This window comes from Mucilaginibacter psychrotolerans, assembly GCF_004519315.1.
Lineage (GTDB): Bacteria > Bacteroidota > Bacteroidia > Sphingobacteriales > Sphingobacteriaceae > Mucilaginibacter > Mucilaginibacter psychrotolerans.
In genome coordinates, this window is sequence record NZ_SOZE01000016.1 from 38,258 (window position 1) to 53,549 (window position 15,292).

Consider the following 15,292-nt stretch of genomic DNA (forward strand, 5'->3'; position numbering starts at 1 on the left):
GAGACCGGAGATTAGAGGTTAGATAAGAACCAAAAAGGGGTTCGAAAGCATTGCTTTCGAACCCCTTTTTTATAACCACATCGTCGCTACGAGGAGCGACGCGGGTTGAGCGGTGGGGCCTCGCGGCAACCATTGGCGAGTATAAACGGAATGCCAAGCGACGCTGGACCGTTTCCATCCCATAAATGGAGTTGCAACGAAGGTGCATGGTTCATCCATCTTCATTGCCGTCGGTTTTAACCGACGGTTGGTGTCGCGAGCTATCGTCTCTAATGATTGCTAAAATGCTAACTGCCCACCGGCAACTGCAAACTGGTTACCGCAAACTGGTTACTGCACCAGGTTCAACTCATTCTGAAAAATCTTGGCGTATTTTCGCCTGTCGAACTTGTAGAGTTTGGCTGCGCGGTACGATACGCCTTTCTGCTTCTCATCCAGTTCCTTTAAAAAGCCATAGCTCAGCATTTTTTTGCGGAAATTACGCTTATCCAGCTTTTTATTCAGCACAGCTTCGTAGAGCGACTGTAGCTGCGTAAGCGTAAATTTCTCAGGCAGCAGCTCGAATGCAATGGGCTGATAGTTCAGCCTGCGGCGTATCTTGTTGAAACCGGTATTGAAGATGTCGCTATGATCAAAGGCTAGCTTAGGCAAATCGTTTACCGGGTGCCAAAACGCCGATTTTGCGTATTGCGTAACCGGCTTAAGTTCTTTTTGCCCGTTTATACGTATAAGCGCGTAATAAGCAACGGTTATAACGCGCCCCTGCGGGTGGCGCTTTACCTCGCCAAACGTGTGGAATTGCTGCATATGCAGATCGCGGAGACCGGTGAGCTCATATAATATACGCTCAGCGGCATCATCAATACTTTCATCCTGTGATACAATGTATCCCGGCAAAGCCAGCCAATCCTTAAAGGGTTCCTCATTTCGTTCAATGAGCAATATCTTTAATTCACCGGCTTCAAAGCCAAAAATTACACAGTCGATGGAAAATACCGAATCAAATGTTGGTAACTTTACTTCCAAAAGTGGTTGTATTAGGTTAATTGGTTAAATATATACCTTAAAATTCATTACAAAAATAATAAATTAAATTTAATGGTGTAATTTCGACACCTTATATTCGTGGCACAAATTTACTTGGGTAAAAATGGGTAAAATCTCAAAAATAGCAGTCCTCACCTCAGGCGGCGATGCACCGGGCATGAATCCCTGTATACGTGCCGTAGTGCGTACTGCCATATATAATAAGCTTGAAGTTGTTGGCGTAAGGCAGGGTTACCAGGGCCTTATAGATAATAATATGTACGATATGCAAACCCGATCGGTGAGCAATATCCTTAACCTGGGTGGTACCATATTAAAAACTGCACGCTGCCTGCCTTTCCGTACCGATGAAGGTATGGAATTGGCTTATAATAATATAAAGGCGCAGGGGATAGATGGCCTGGTAGTGATAGGGGGCGATGGCACCTTTACCGGCGCACTGCGTTTCTCTAAACGTTTCCCGGATATTGCCGTAATGGGCGTGCCCGGCACTATTGATAACGATTTATACGGCTCTACCTATACGCTTGGTTTTGATACTGCTACCAATACGGTTATAGAAGCCATTGATAAGATACGCGATACTGCCGATGCGCACGACCGCCTGTTCTTTATAGAAGTAATGGGTCGCGATTCGGGCGCTATTGCCCTGCGCGCAGGTATTTCCTGTGGTGCGGAGGCTATTTTGTTGCCGGAACGTGCTACTGCTATTGATGATTTGATAGAAAGCCTGAAGGCGGGTCAGTTCAACAAAAAATCATCCAGTATCGTAATCGTTGCCGAAGGCGATAAAACCGGCGGCGTGTATGATTTAGCCGAACGTGTGCGTGCGCAGGTTAAATTCTACGATATTAAAGTTACCATATTGGGCCACTTGCAACGCGGCGGAAGTCCTTCTGCATTTGATAGGGTGCTGGGCAGCCGCTTAGGCTTCGCAGCCGTAAACGCTTTACTGGCCGGTAAGTCGCAAATGATGGTAGGGTTGGAGGCCAATCATATTAAGTTAACCACTTTAGAGGAAGCGCTTACACAGCACACGTATAAACTGGAAGATGATTTGATGCAAATGTCTGAAATCTTATCTATCTGATGTTAGCTGTCGTTTATAGTGGGTCTAACAATGCGGGTTGGCGCTTAGCCGATAAGGAGAGGACTATTGCCTCTTTCAACACCAATGCCATTAACCCCTATTTTAACGACGAAGCCTACATCAGGGGCCTGCTTAACCGCAATATTAACCTCATACACCACGCCGAGGGGATAAAACGTATCTACTTTTTTGGTGCGGGTGCATCTTCAGACGAGCGGAAGCTGGTGGTGAAAAATGCACTCGAGGCTTTTTTTAAAAATGCGAAAGTAGTGGTAGAGCATGATATTGCCGCCGCTGCCATAGCTTGCTGCAGAAATAGCCCCGGTATTGTAAGCATCTGCGCCAGCGGTAGCAATGCAGCCTGGTACGACGGCAAAAAGGTGAAGCCCAACAACTATGGCCTGGGTTACATCCTGGCCGACGAAGGTAGCGGCAACTGGCTGGGCAGGCAGTTGATCAAAAGCTTTATGAATGAGACACTTCCGGCACATTTGCGCAAGAAATTCATTCACACTTACGATGCAGATCGCAAAACATTGCTGGAGAAAGTGTACCGCCAGCAGCAGCCCGCGCTGTACCTCAGTTCGTTCAGCGATTTCTTTTCGGAGAACAAAAACGATGTTTATCTTCGCAATATCATTAAAACAGGTTTTACTAAGCTGATTGACACCTATTTGTTACCTTTGCAAAAAGAACATCCGGGTGCGCCTGTACATTTTGCGGGAACGGTAGCATCCAACTTTCAGGAATATCTGGCCGAGGCGGCAGAAGCCAGCGGCATGAAGATAGCCAGCATAGTAAAAGAACCGATAAACAATTTATTGACGTATTATTCAAACAAAAATTAAAAAATCATGAAAATAGGAATTAACGGCTTTGGCCGTATTGGCCGTTTAGCTTTCAGGGCTGCAATTGAACGCGAAGGTGTTGAAATTGTTGGTATTAACGACTTGGTTGAGCCTGATTATATGGCTTACATGTTGAAATACGATTCAACTCACGGTCAGTTCAAAGGCACCATTGCTGTTGAAGGCGGCCATTTGGTAGTAAACGGTAAAACTATCCGCGTTACTGCCGAAAAAGACCCTGCAAACCTTAAATGGGATGAAGTAGGTGCAGAAGTTATTATCGAATCTACAGGTTTATTCTTAACCCTGGAGACTGCACAAAAACATATCGATGCCGGTGCTAAGAAAGTAGTAATGAGCGCCCCTGCAAAGGATGATACCCCTACATTTGTAATGGGTGTAAACCATAAGCTGTTAAAAGCTGAACAAACTATCGTTTCTAACGCATCATGTACCACCAACTGTTTAGCACCTATCGCTAAAGTATTGGATGATAAATTCGGTATAGAAGAAGGCTTAATGACTACCGTACACGCAGTAACCGCTACTCAAAAAACAGTTGACGGCCCATCGGCTAAAGACTGGAGAGGCGGCCGTGGCGCTTACCAAAACATCATCCCTTCATCAACAGGTGCTGCTAAAGCAGTAGGTTTGGTATTGCCACAACTGAAAGGTAAATTAACAGGCATGAGCTTCCGTGTTCCGGTTGCCGACGTTTCTGTTGTTGACTTAGTTGTGCGTTTAAAAACCCCAACTTCATACGAAGGCATCAAAGCTGCCATGAAAGAAGCCTCTGAAGGCGAATTGAAAGGCATCCTGGGTTACACTGAAGACGAAGTAGTATCTGAAGATTTCAAAGGTGATGCACGCACATCGATATTCGATGCAAAAGCAGGTATCGCTTTGAATGACAACTTTGTTAAAGTAGTATCATGGTACGATAACGAGTGGGGTTACTCAAACAAACTGATCGACCTTGTACAAGAAATTGGCAAACTGTAAGGTTTAGTCATTTCTTAAGATAAAGCAAAAGCCTCCCAACGGAGGCTTTTTGCGTTTTATAAATCTCTATTTTGACGTTCCCGCAGGGGCTCTCGACGGAGTATCCTGCAGTTTTAGCAGCACGAGTGTGTAAGTATATTGCTGACATCTGGGATTGTTGGTTCTGAGTTGATTCTTCTTGGGGACTGCATCCGTGCCGCAGGGTCCTCTATCGAGAGACCCTACGTGGACAACAGCCACTCATAGTATCCATATATGTTTGTTTTCTTTATTTTTTTGGATTGTAAATGAGCTTATTGCGTCTGGGGGACACGATATACTTGACAAGACCTTTTCGATGTAATATATTTGTTACATCTATTGGGCATTCGCCTATTGTGATAAGGTTTAGGTTTAAGTCCCCAAAGAGCGAGTCTAAGGGGACTTTATTTTTTTGTGCAGTTTCGGCTATCCTTATTGAGTATAGGCGACAACACACAACAACAGCACAGAATATCCTTACCTTTGCGTATATACCTCAACCATGAAGATCCAGTTCTTTTCTGCCAAGCCCTACGATAAAACATTTTTTGCCAGCCATAACGAAGCCTATGGCTTCGAGCTTGATTTTTTGGAGACCCACCTGGGGCCGCATATTGTAAACGCTGTCGACGATGGTACCTTTGCGGTTTGCGCCTTTGTTAATGATAAACTCACGGCCGAAGTAATCGCTGCCCTTGCCGCAAAAGGCGTAAAGGTGATAGCGCTGCGTTGTGCCGGCTTTAATAATGTAGACCTGGATGCGGCAAAGCAATATGGCATCCGCGTATGCCGTGTGCCTGCGTACTCGCCCGAGGCCGTTGCCGAACATGCTATGGCGATGCTGCTTACGCTTAACCGAAAAACGCATAAGGCCTATAACAGGGTTCGCGAGCAAAATTTCTCGCTGAATGGCTTATTGGGCTTTAACCTGCATGGCAAAACGGTGGGCGTAATTGGTACCGGGAAAATAGGCAAAGCTTTTTGCCGCATTGCTTTGGGCTTTGGCTGCAAGGTAGTAGCGTACGACCTTTTTGAGGATGAAGAACTAAAATTGCTCGGCGTTGGCTACACCTCGTTTGAAAACGTATTGCGGCAGGCAGATATCCTGTCGCTGCATTGCCCTTTAACGCCCGACAATAAATACCTGATTGGCAAGGAAACACTGGCCATCATGAAGCCCGGCATCAGCATCATCAATACCAGCCGCGGCGGGCTCATCCATACCGGCGACGTGATAGAGGCTTTAAAAACCGGCCACATCGCTTATTTAGGGATAGATGTGTATGAGCAGGAAGAAAAGCTATTCTTTAAAGACCTTTCGGGCAGTATTATAGAAGATGACACCATCCAGCGGCTCATGAGCTTTCCAAACGTACTGGTTACCGGGCACCAGGCCTTCTTTACACAAGAGGCCCTCTCGCAAATAGCAGAAATTACGCTCCACAGCGTACAACAGCTAAGCGACGGCATAGAGCCCGATGCGGCAGTGATGTTGGTGTAGGGGTTGGCGGAAGGGGAGTATTTTGCTGGTTTAGCCTTCCATGGGCCAGCGCTGCATATCAGCGCCAGGCCGGGGTTTGTCCGGAAAAGGCGAGCGGAACTATCCGGCTCGCTCTGTCAGAAAAGCCACCAGATTTTCTTCCAGTAACGCTGTATTATAATCCGTTTCTGTCGCTAATAAAGTCACGGTCAGTTCCAAATCCGTCACGGTAATGTTCAGTGCCGGACCTTCGATCACTTCCGGAAATAGCACATTGATCTCGTCGTATACGTGTGCGTAATCGATGGCCAGGTTAGAACCCAATTTTCCATTGATATAATCTGCAAATTCTGTTTTCAGTAGAGCAAACAGCTTTTCTGCGCTTAGAGGTTGAATATTTTTGATAGTTGCCATAGAACTACACAAGCGTTGGGAGGACATTAAGTTTCATTCCGCAACAATTATATATTTCAAGGCTTATTTTTTTGATCAGATTAATAGCCCTGCTCCACTTGTTATATATTGCTATCGGTTTTGGATAACCGGATAATTCGTATTTCCACGGCATCTCTTTACGTTGTCGCCCTTTGTTGGTCTTGTGACCAACCAACCGACTGTACACAACAGCAACGGCGAAGATTGCCGGTTACACATCAATAAGGGGCAAAGAAATATTTAGGGCAGTCCCCGCTGGTAGAAGCGGGGCCGGGCTTTGTCGGGCTACGCTGCGCTTCGGCCTGCCTGCCGGTAGGTAGGCCGCCCAGCCTGCCACTCAATCCCCGCGCGGGCGGCTTCCCCTTTCAATCAGTGAAAAAGAACAATCGACGATCTATAGTACTTGTTGGAAGACGTTTAGAACTAAAATTTCGTAGCTCGTTCCATAGGGTTTTTTCTAACGACATTTGGACATATTTACTATATTTACAAAGAGCTGCGAATTAGTTTTAACTCTATTCCCGGTAGATAAAAGACACTAAACTTTTTACAATGAAACCCAATGCCAGCCTTTTTTTCGGCTTTTCTGCTTTCGGCTTATTGATTGGCTCCATAGCCGGAATTACTTCAGCTCCAGTCACCAATACTATACTGGTATCCCTTTTTGCACTTATCGGCGGAAAAACGCTTTTTGACAGCATTAAGCAAGGTGCTGATATTCAAAAGAAAGTTGGCCTTATTTTATCTGGGTTGTCTATTTTCTGTCTGGTGGGATTTACTTTAGGAATATCCATTAAAGTAAATCGTTCGTTTACGCAGTCGCCTATCCGGCATTCACCTATTGATACCCTAACATACTTAAGAAATCACGAAACGGATATTATCGAAAGTAAGTGGCGAAACGGCGAAATAACCGGCGACTCGGCAATGAAGTTAATTATTAAATATAAGGAAAATGAAAATTAACCGGATTTTGACCAGCCTACTTCTCGTCACTTTACTTAACTGCTGTATAGTCAAGGCCCAGGATTATAATTCGGCCATTGTCAGGATATACACAACTAAAATTAATAGAGCGACGGGAAAAAGTAATTCTTTCATAGGGACAGGTTTTTTTGTTAAGATAAATAATAATATTTATATCAGTACTGCTTACCATTTGATAGTAAGTAGCCGGATTATAGATGCTCATTGTGTAAGAGGCCAGCTTTCTAATATAACAGTAGCGGCTTACAACGAAGAAAAAGATATTGCACTGCTGAATTTTGAGGTGCCGACTAATCGTTTGCCTATAAATCCGTTGATCGTTTTATCAGTACTACCTAAACAATTATCTTCGTTAAAAGGAGTGTTGATAGGTAATCCTATGGGAATCGAGCGGTATAAAGTAGAAGTTGATTTTAACAAAGATGAACTCGTTCCTTCAAAAAACTATAAAATTCTGTCAGCAGATGTCAGCTTAAATCTGCTACCAGCTACAGCGACAGTTTATAACGGCATGAGCGGAGGTCCACTCATCCTTAATGGAAAAGTTATAGGGTTCTTGTCTGGTTCGTTTAATCAGGGTGGATCTATACTTGTGGTTGTTCCGGTATCCTATCTGATTAATGACCAGAAGATCAGCGGCCAGTTGAAACAAGGCTTACAACTAATACTTAGAAATGGCAGTGAACTACCGCCGTTAAAACTTTATAGGCCAGGCAGCGACTATAACGAATTGGTTAGAAACGAGGAAGCTGAAAATGTGCCCCCGGTGATATATGATCAATTTCATACTGCCGCATTAGGCTTCCAGTCAGATAACTTGGAATTTGCGCGCTTACTTCGCGAACGTATACAATTATTTTCCGTTTATCGCAATGCGATAAAACGGGCTCCCGATGTTGCTGATTTCATCCAACAATCCATCCGGTACAATTTTTTACAGAGAATCAACGATTCTTTACTATTGAAAGCAGTAGCGTTGATGAAGGAAAATAGCAATGCGACAAGTGCGCTTTTCAGCAAAATAAGTAATGAAAATAAGGACAACAAAGTATATAAGGAGTATGTCGTGCGGGAAGCCGTCCCGATTTTGTTCCGCTTGGATTCGATTAGCCAGGCGATAACGGTTATCGACCAATCAGTGGCGGCTAACTCACAAAAGAATTTTGAGGTGGAGCGTGCTTTAAAAAAATTCGCTGGCAATAATGATTTTCTTCGTACAAGGGAAACACGTGGGGAATGGTTAAATTTAAATATTGAATGGTGCAGGCTGACACTGGAGAAACTAAGGTCATTAAACTTGTTATTTGATAGTGAGTTGCTTCTAAAAGACTTGATGGTTGAATCTTTAGTATACACGGACAAGTAATTGGCTGTTCCCAAATAAGGAGTAAGCAAGCAACTGGGGGTAAAAAATGCTATGCCTTGTTGCATTACGCAATATAACGAATTGTTTGTTTTCGAAGTGATCTGTCAGTGGTGCGGTGATAACGCCGACCACAGGCTGAATGGGTTAACCAATCAAGCTGCTGTGCTTGTAAATGAGTGTAAACGGGTGTTCCGTCGATTAAGTGCAGAGAGTACATGGTGACAAACCAACAACGGCAAAATAGAATCCGTGCTTAAAAATGAAATATCTGTAGATGAAGCTCCCAGTTGTAAATATTGGCCAACTTGGCTTCACGTTCATACTTATCAAAAAATTTGCGCGCGTTTTCCTTTACCGTGGTTCCGGTGGCGGGGTCGATAAAAATAAAATCAGTTTTATCGTAAGTGCCATCGCCGTCAATCCCGGTTAATAAGCGAGCATGCCGACCCCTTAACCCCCCGGTAACTATCCATACAGGTCCATGTTGCTTTAACCAATCGGCGTATGCTATTAACATATAGCTTGCGGGCGGCTCCGATTTTAACCCCCCTTGCTTCATGAATTTTTGCTCGTCATCGGGCGGCAGGCCGGTATCGGTTTTGAAATAAGTGAGCCAAGGTTCTCCCAATGCATCTGCTGTTTGCGCAACCGTGGCACTTTTACCATCCTTCCAGTTTGTCATTATGGTGTAAACGGTTATCCAGCAGGCCATTTCGGTTGGTTGCTTTATCCCCGCCATTTTGCCTGGCACATTGTAGGGTTTAATATGTTCCTGCGCCATGCAACTTATGTCGCAAGCTAAGGCAACAAATAAGGTAAGGGCAAAACGAATCATTTTTCTAAATTTTCTATCCCGATATTCAGTTTAGCATAAGCGTCTTTATACAGGGCGGTGCTTTTTTGATAAAGTTTCTTCATCTCTTTAGCTGCGGGCATAGGTTTTAGATAGTAAACCTTATTTGCGACAAATTCAGTATACTGATGGATACTCGCTACGGCTGATGGATCAATAGCGTAACTATGCCTGCCAAGCGCATTAAGTTGGCTGAGCTTATTTTGAATTATCTCCTCCGTAGCAGAATCTGGCCCCAGCTCACAATAGGTATGTATGGCCTCGTCGAGCGAATCTATCGAAGCTATGTTATCTCCGTAAAAATTAACAGCTAAAGTCGCCCGCAATTCGGCCACTTTTTCCTGTACTTTATTATGGTACAAATCTGCATTGTTATAATTCCGTTGCAGCAGGTAGTTACCGCCGGTGAGTAGAGCCCCTACAAAGGCTAAAACAACAGGCAATACCCATGGCGCCGACAGCTTTTTTTCAATGGCTTCAAGTTTTTTTGAAAGGGCCTTGTATTCTTCGCCATCCGCAATATCTTCACCCGTTTCAATTATTATTCGCTTTCGTTCCATAACTCTTCCAGTAAGGCATTCAGTTTTTGGTTGTCAGAAGTATACTTTGTACCGTCTCCGCAAATCCAAACGTTATCAGCAATCTTTTTTCGTTTTGGCGGGCATACAACACCTTTCTCCCTCAATTTTTGGCCGAGTGTAGTAAGTAGGTTAGACTTATTAATACCACCCGTGTTGCCCGGGCCCACTGGGAACAGTATTTTAAAATGGATGATTTTAGTGTGCCCTTTAACATCTGTAACATTAAGGGCAACATTGTCGGCTTTAGGCTGTGCAGCACTTTGCGCGCAGGCAACTCCGCAGCTGAGCGAAAAGCAAAGTGCCAGTAAGATCTTAAAATTTGCAGGCATAGGGATAGCGATAAGTGGTTATAAATTACCTTTGAAATTACAAACTCTTTAATTTGAAACCAAAAATATTTTGAATTCGCAATTCAACAAGATGCTACACTCAAACCGGGGACTTAATACTGTGAAGAAAAGGGTTGAGTATCGTATCTAGCATTCGTGGGGTGTTATCACCAACGAATCGAAATGCTTTTGGAAAACGCGTTGACTCAACAAGCCGCGATCAATGTTCCGAATTCGTTGGGTGTTGTCACCAACGAACCGGGGTGCTTGTGGTAAGGGGTTAATCCATCGACCCCCAATACTTTAAATAGCACTACCCTCACACACATGTCAGCGTCCCGCTGACGTAAGTTGCATGGTATTAAATATGCGGATGTTTCCTGACATTGCAAAGTTGTTGTTAGGGGCGCTTACATTTGCTTCGGCCCAAGCGGGACGCTTGAGCCAAAGGGGGGATAAAAATCAGGCTGGCGACAATTAATAGAATAAATTTCATACCCACATGATTAAGTTTGATCTAATTCGTGGTTGCCCTTGTTAACATGGCGTAATTGTCTTTTAAAAAAGCCTTTAACACAATTGATGCGTTGGGGCTGCCAATCAGTGCGTCGATAAAATTTTTCTTACTGGCTGTGTCAAGATCTAAGAACGACTCCTGGTTGCCCATAATTAATTGAAGCTCATAGTTATTTGACATTAATTGTAAGATCTCCAATTGGTACATTTCCATTTTGCTTTCATCACTTGCTGCTTTTGCCATGAATAACACCTGGAATAATGGAAAACTTACTTTGTCGACGGGAGACATTGCAAGTTTAGTTAGATCAGGAGCGATATCCAACGCATCTTTTGCCTTTAGAATTCCTTGTCCAAAATATTTAAATGAATCTGCGCCTGTGTTATTAATATCATTGGCTGCGGTAAAAAGCGCGTATCTTACAGCTTCAACTTTTCGCCAGCCGGTAAAATATTTCAGTTCTTTTTTATAATGATTGATGTAAAGTGCGGCAGCAGCAGCAATTTGCGGAGTTGCAGATGACGTGCCTGCGCCGTCCATGTCAAAAATATCCTTTACATCGCAGCAACCCTTGGCCCATGGAATATTGGGTGTGTAAGCAGCCATCGCGGTATGCATAAGCCGGTCCGGCCCGAAATTCCCCATCATTTCAAAACCGAGTATGTTCCGGTAATATTGATCTTGATTGTAGGTTACACCACAGGCAGCCACTACTCTGTTAAAGCGTGCCGGGTACACAAGGTGGGTCGGCGTTTTGCCTCCCATATTGTTCCCGGCGGCAGTTACCATAAAAATACCTTTATCATATATCTGGTTCACTGCGCGTGCCCATTCCTTGGAAGCTAAACCGCCCATGCTCATCGAAATAACATCAGCCACCAGCCCCTTATCTGAATCAGCCAGTTTCAGGATATAATCCAGGGCGCGCACTAATGCGCTGGTCTTCAGTAATACAACTGTCGGAGAAATTCTGATAGGAAGAATTTTTGCTTCGGGAGCTCCGCCTAAGATGATTTCCTTACCATTAAGTATAAGTTTATTGCCGGCCAAAATACAGATCGTGCCTGTGCCATGGGCGACCTGGTTACCAAATCCATCATTACAAATATCGACGGCACTATTGATCTGCCCTTCGTCATCAGCAAAATTCACCTCATACTGTTTTAAAATATTAAGTGGTAACAAGCTGTGCCCCTCAGTATAGCCAGTATCCAAATGAACTATGACTACGTCGTTCTCTGGAATAAAACTTGCGCGCGCAGAACCGAGTTGCGAAAAATCATCGCCTAAATGCCAGACCATTGGTTTATCTGGTTTTGGCCAAAAGTTATCATATGCAGTAGATGGGGTGCAACGATTAGAACCGGTACCCTTAAAAAGGGTTTCAGGACTGCTTTTTTTTGCTCCCGGAGCCTGAGCTTTCATTATTAGGTCTGGTTCTACAAACGAAATAGCCGGATCAGCATTTTTAGCGGCATGCGCGAGGTCCCAAGGGTTAAAAGTATCCAAATGTGCTTGGTCTGCCTCCATCAGGACAGTACCCTGACTTGCACCGGCTTTAAATAAACCGCTTGGTAAATCGGCCCCAAAAGTGTGACTCACCTGAAAATCGAGGCCCTCAATTTTTTTTGATGACGTAGCCTTAAAAAGATCGGAAGAACCCGCTTTGTGGGTTACAATCAGACCTGCGTAATTTTTAGTGTAGTTGTTCTTTGCCATTGCGTTTAAGAATAGGTTTATTTTACATTTATATCGGTGAATGCATTTGTATCTACCCAAGCTTTTTTGATGATCGACCACCAGTCAACGGCAAGTCGGTCAATCACATATTGATAGGGTAACCAGCCGTACCCTTTATCCCCCCACTCTTCGCCCCACGAATTTTTAAACAATAAAGCTCCTGTAGTTACCGAGTCGTTTCCACCTGCCTTATTGGCGATCACTTTATTGTCATCGTAACCAAATATGGCTACTGCATGTCCGCCAGCCTGTGAATCATAGAGGCAGGGATAGGGAATAGCACCCTTGTTAACAGGGTCTTGCTCGTATTGGCGGTAACTTGAAAATAATGTAAATCCACACATCAGCGGAATACCATTTAAAAGGCTTTCCTTGATCGATTTTAATACTTCTTCCCGGGGTTTCCCATTTTTATCATATCTGAAAAACTTAAGTGTTTTATAGTTTTGAGCAAAAGAATAAAGGAATGCTGGCGGCTCCTCATCAAACTTCGTTTCATCATATTCCCAGTAATCTTCTGGAGGAACACCGAACAGTACCATGGCTGCCATTGTGTTGCGCGGGTTAGCCCCATTATCGCCGGTCATTTTCATATAGTTCCTGGTTACCTTATATAAAAACAGCCTGGAACATGCATTGTAAGAGCCATAATTTCGGTTCTCATAATATTCGATAAGTGCGGACGCTGCATTTGCTGTGCAGGAGCCCAAATTACCCTGATTGGCAACAGTAGAACAATATTCCCGCAGGTCAACCATTGCCGGGGCACTTTCGTCGGATTTTTTAACAAGACTAAACTCCAGCGCCTCGACGTCTCTTCCCGTCTCAACTTTCTGCTGGGTCTTGATTTTTTCTTTATCGTCAGATGTAAATACCTCAATGGTAAAGTCTCTGAAATCAGGGAAGTCAGGCTGCCAGCCAAATTTTTGTTTGAATTTTTGCATGGTCTTTTGTCTAAATTTTGTTTAAAAAACGCTCAAGATAAATCGGGCATATGCTCCCGAAGTAAAAGCAGAATCGAAAGAAAAATGGTAGCATGGCAAAGTGCTGGTCTGTAAAAAGAAGGAATCTCATTTTGGTAATCATAGCGCGAAAAGTTTAGGTACATCCTCCGCCTTTTGGATGCGGATGCAGATAATTAAATATGTTTTAAATTTAAAAAAAACTTATTTTTAAAACAAAGGGTATTTTTACGGTATTTTTCGATCGGCTGGTAATATAGGTTTGTTTTTTATTGGTTTTAGATCGGATATTTCTCGTTAATAACCAATGGTTAAAATAATATAGTAAACCCTCGGCGGTTCAAGTGTCTCGCTTGAACCCACACACAGTCAGCGTCCCGCTGACGTAAGTTGCATGGTAATGATATGCAAATGTTCCCTGACATGGCAAAATTATTGTTTTAAGCGGGAAGCTTACATTTGCTTTGGCTCAAGTTGGACGCTCGACCGGCGGTCTCATTTCACCCTCTGGTTGGTGTTATCACAAAACCACTAACGGATTATGTTATTAAACCTAAATTCGCGGTAGGGATAGAAAGGGTTTGCCACGGTGCGGTGGCCTTGGGGCGCGGCGTGGCCGTAGCGCAGCGAAGCCCTGCATAGCCCGGCCTGCCTGGCCGGTAGGCAGGGCCGCAGGCACCGCCATAATTAGTTGAACAGCTGACAGGCAAGAAATCTCCCGAATTCGGGTGAGTGCCGTAGGGCAGGCCATAACGCTTATTTGAAACGAATTTCATATTTCAGATGTGCAGATTTCAAATGAAAAACTACATTTCAGTATTAAACCTGCTAGCAGCGAAAATCTCCGTCATCTGCACATTTGAAATCTGCCCATCATGAACTCACCCTTTTTATCACCCTAAACACCGTTGTTTGCGCACAATTTAGCCGACCGGCTATCTGCCGCACGCTGTGTCCTTCGGCGTGTAGTTGGTGGATCTGCTCATCCGTCGCTTTGCGCTGCCGGGATGTTTGGGTTTGCAGGTGAGGGGTTTCGCTGCCCTGGCCCTCGAACGCGAAGTGGAGCAGGCTGCCCTGTTTTACGATGCGGCAAAATTTTACCATGCCGGCGCTGAAAGCCATGCCGCTGCTGCGTTGTTTTACCTGCTTAAGGTAGCGCAGGCCGGGGCTGCTTTGGCTTTCGCCGATGGCGAAGGCGCTGTCGGCAAAGTTCATGAGCATTTTGCTGCCTTGCAGGTCGTTGCGGGTGATGGGCCGGGCGGGGTTACGCTTGGGCGTATGCGCCAGCACCAGTATGGATAGCCCCCAGTGGTTTTTGATGTGGTTGAGGCTGCGCATGAGTTTTACGGCGGCGGCGGTGCTTTCGGTACTGCTGCGCAGGGCGGTAATGTTATCGATGATGATGGTGCGCGAGCCGGTGCTGACGATGATATTCTCGAAGGAGTTGATGAGGTAATCGTGGTAACTGGCAAACTTGCGTTCGCGGCTGGCGGCGGGGTTGATGATAACGCGGTAAAAATTTGGCGAGAAGCGATGCATTTGGCCATCGGGCCCGGTGTAGCGTTTGGCAAACTGCGCGGCGCTCAGCTCAAAATCGAAATACAGCACCGGTTGGGGCTGCTGCTGCACCGGCATATCGCCCAAGCCCTCGCCGCGACTGATGGCATCGCCCAGTTGCACCGCCAGGATGGATTTCCCCGCATTGGTATCGGCAAAAAGGATGCATAGTTCGCCTTTAAACCACAGATCGCCAAAAAGCATATCGCCTGCTGGGTTTTGGTCGGGAGGGAGGTATAGCCAGTCGTCGGCTTTTTTGATGATAAAGGCCTCGTCGCCGGTTATTGCCTGCTCCTCCTGTTGTTGCAGTAGTTTGCGCTGTTTAGCGGTAAGTTTTACGCCCCGCGCCAGCGAACGGATCAGTTCGATCTCCGGCGGGCGTTCAAATGGTAGTTCGACCGTTGGTTTAATGCTCATAAAAATTTGATTATGATGCAAGTTAGCCAAACAAGGGCAGGCAAATGGTGACACAACTGT

Annotated in this window: 15 protein-coding genes; 6 read left to right on the forward strand and 9 right to left on the reverse strand. The window is 44.9% G+C overall.

The window, feature by feature from the left end; translation table 11 throughout:
* Nucleotides 1-330: 330 nt before the first annotated feature.
* Nucleotides 331-1,026 carry an NUDIX hydrolase gene (locus tag E2R66_RS15855; RefSeq protein WP_133232350.1) on the reverse strand — a complete coding sequence of 232 codons (696 nt, stop codon included), beginning with the start codon at nt 1,024-1,026 and terminating at the stop codon, nt 331-333.
* Between the two features lie 124 nt (nt 1,027-1,150).
* Here E2R66_RS15855 and pfkA point away from each other — a divergent pair, with 124 nt between their 5' ends.
* The 4 genes from pfkA to E2R66_RS15875 all read left to right on the forward strand — a co-directional run bounded on the left by pfkA (nt 1,151) and on the right by E2R66_RS15875 (nt 5,509).
* Nucleotides 1,151-2,137: a 6-phosphofructokinase gene (pfkA, locus tag E2R66_RS15860; RefSeq protein ID WP_133232348.1), complete on the forward strand. Its 987-nt coding sequence runs from the start codon at nt 1,151-1,153 to the stop codon at nt 2,135-2,137.
* Entirely contained in the window at nt 2,137-2,985 is an 849-nt protein-coding gene (locus tag E2R66_RS15865) for a hypothetical protein (RefSeq protein ID WP_133232346.1), read from the forward strand. Before pfkA ends, E2R66_RS15865 begins: the two co-directional genes overlap by 1 nt.
* Before the next feature lie 6 nt (nt 2,986-2,991).
* Nucleotides 2,992-3,987 carry a type I glyceraldehyde-3-phosphate dehydrogenase gene (gene gap / locus E2R66_RS15870; RefSeq protein WP_133232344.1) on the forward strand — a complete coding sequence of 332 codons (996 nt, stop codon included), beginning with the start codon at nt 2,992-2,994 and terminating at the stop codon, nt 3,985-3,987.
* A gap of 523 nt (nt 3,988-4,510) precedes the next feature.
* Nucleotides 4,511-5,509 (forward strand): 2-hydroxyacid dehydrogenase, encoded by a 999-nt coding sequence (locus E2R66_RS15875; protein ID WP_133232342.1) that lies wholly within the window; start codon nt 4,511-4,513, stop codon nt 5,507-5,509.
* Nucleotides 5,510-5,608: 99 nt separating this feature from the next.
* On the opposite strand, the gene E2R66_RS15880 is transcribed toward E2R66_RS15875, so the two are convergent.
* On the reverse strand, nt 5,609-5,902 hold the full coding sequence (locus E2R66_RS15880; RefSeq protein ID WP_133232340.1) for a hypothetical protein: 294 nt from the start codon (nt 5,900-5,902) through the stop codon (nt 5,609-5,611).
* A gap of 573 nt (nt 5,903-6,475) precedes the next feature.
* Between E2R66_RS15880 and E2R66_RS15885 the strand changes: the two genes are divergently transcribed.
* Both E2R66_RS15885 and E2R66_RS15890 read left to right on the forward strand, forming a co-directional pair.
* Nucleotides 6,476-6,889, forward strand: coding sequence for a hypothetical protein (locus E2R66_RS15885; protein WP_133232338.1), 414 nt, complete (start codon nt 6,476-6,478; stop codon nt 6,887-6,889).
* On the forward strand, nt 6,879-8,276 hold the full coding sequence (locus tag E2R66_RS15890) for a S1 family peptidase (protein ID WP_133232336.1): 1,398 nt from the start codon (nt 6,879-6,881) through the stop codon (nt 8,274-8,276). The genes E2R66_RS15885 and E2R66_RS15890 overlap by 11 nt, the downstream gene beginning before the upstream one ends.
* Nucleotides 8,277-8,529: 253 nt before the next feature.
* On the opposite strand, the gene E2R66_RS15895 is transcribed toward E2R66_RS15890, so the two are convergent.
* The 7 genes from E2R66_RS15895 to E2R66_RS15925 form a co-directional block, all read right to left on the reverse strand.
* Nucleotides 8,530-9,111 (reverse strand): papain-like cysteine protease family protein, encoded by a 582-nt coding sequence (locus E2R66_RS15895; RefSeq protein ID WP_133232334.1) that lies wholly within the window; start codon nt 9,109-9,111, stop codon nt 8,530-8,532.
* The gene (locus E2R66_RS15900; RefSeq protein ID WP_133232332.1) at nt 9,108-9,689 is read right to left on the reverse strand and encodes a hypothetical protein; all 582 of its coding nucleotides are present in this window, start codon (nt 9,687-9,689) and stop codon (nt 9,108-9,110) included. Before E2R66_RS15900 ends, E2R66_RS15895 begins: the two co-directional genes overlap by 4 nt.
* Nucleotides 9,671-10,039: a hypothetical protein gene (locus tag E2R66_RS15905; protein ID WP_133232330.1), complete on the reverse strand. Its 369-nt coding sequence runs from the start codon at nt 10,037-10,039 to the stop codon at nt 9,671-9,673. Before E2R66_RS15905 ends, E2R66_RS15900 begins: the two co-directional genes overlap by 19 nt.
* A gap of 517 nt (nt 10,040-10,556) precedes the next feature.
* Nucleotides 10,557-12,275, reverse strand: coding sequence for a S8 family peptidase (locus tag E2R66_RS15910; protein WP_133232328.1), 1,719 nt, complete (start codon nt 12,273-12,275; stop codon nt 10,557-10,559).
* 17 nt (nt 12,276-12,292) lie between these two features.
* Complete coding sequence (locus tag E2R66_RS15915) at nt 12,293-13,240, reverse strand: C1 family peptidase (protein WP_133232326.1); 948 nt, start codon at nt 13,238-13,240, stop codon at nt 12,293-12,295.
* A 557-nt stretch (nt 13,241-13,797) separates the two neighbouring features.
* Entirely contained in the window at nt 13,798-14,034 is a 237-nt protein-coding gene (locus E2R66_RS15920; protein ID WP_133232324.1) for a hypothetical protein, read from the reverse strand.
* Nucleotides 14,035-14,131: 97 nt separating this feature from the next.
* Entirely contained in the window at nt 14,132-15,232 is a 1,101-nt protein-coding gene (locus tag E2R66_RS15925) for an AAA family ATPase (protein ID WP_133232322.1), read from the reverse strand.
* Nucleotides 15,233-15,292 lie beyond the last annotated feature (60 nt).

What these genes read in the sequence shown, in the direction of transcription:
- pfkA (WP_133232348.1), top strand. Translation starts at nt 1,151, where the DNA reads ATGGGTAAAATCTCAAAAATAGCAGTCCTCACCTCAGGCGGCGATGCA.
- E2R66_RS15865 (WP_133232346.1), top strand. Translation starts at nt 2,137, where the DNA reads ATGTTAGCTGTCGTTTATAGTGGGTCTAACAATGCGGGTTGGCGCTTA.
- gap (WP_133232344.1), top strand. Translation starts at nt 2,992, where the DNA reads ATGAAAATAGGAATTAACGGCTTTGGCCGTATTGGCCGTTTAGCTTTC.
- E2R66_RS15875 (WP_133232342.1), top strand. Translation starts at nt 4,511, where the DNA reads ATGAAGATCCAGTTCTTTTCTGCCAAGCCCTACGATAAAACATTTTTT.
- E2R66_RS15880 (WP_133232340.1), bottom strand. Translation starts at nt 5,902, where the DNA reads ATGGCAACTATCAAAAATATTCAACCTCTAAGCGCAGAAAAGCTGTTT.
- E2R66_RS15885 (WP_133232338.1), top strand. Translation starts at nt 6,476, where the DNA reads ATGAAACCCAATGCCAGCCTTTTTTTCGGCTTTTCTGCTTTCGGCTTA.
- E2R66_RS15890 (WP_133232336.1), top strand. Translation starts at nt 6,879, where the DNA reads ATGAAAATTAACCGGATTTTGACCAGCCTACTTCTCGTCACTTTACTT.
- E2R66_RS15895 (WP_133232334.1), bottom strand. Translation starts at nt 9,111, where the DNA reads ATGATTCGTTTTGCCCTTACCTTATTTGTTGCCTTAGCTTGCGACATA.
- E2R66_RS15900 (WP_133232332.1), bottom strand. Translation starts at nt 9,689, where the DNA reads ATGGAACGAAAGCGAATAATAATTGAAACGGGTGAAGATATTGCGGAT.
- E2R66_RS15905 (WP_133232330.1), bottom strand. Translation starts at nt 10,039, where the DNA reads ATGCCTGCAAATTTTAAGATCTTACTGGCACTTTGCTTTTCGCTCAGC.
- E2R66_RS15910 (WP_133232328.1), bottom strand. Translation starts at nt 12,275, where the DNA reads ATGGCAAAGAACAACTACACTAAAAATTACGCAGGTCTGATTGTAACC.
- E2R66_RS15915 (WP_133232326.1), bottom strand. Translation starts at nt 13,240, where the DNA reads ATGCAAAAATTCAAACAAAAATTTGGCTGGCAGCCTGACTTCCCTGAT.
- E2R66_RS15920 (WP_133232324.1), bottom strand. Translation starts at nt 14,034, where the DNA reads ATGAAATTCGTTTCAAATAAGCGTTATGGCCTGCCCTACGGCACTCAC.
- E2R66_RS15925 (WP_133232322.1), bottom strand. Translation starts at nt 15,232, where the DNA reads ATGAGCATTAAACCAACGGTCGAACTACCATTTGAACGCCCGCCGGAG.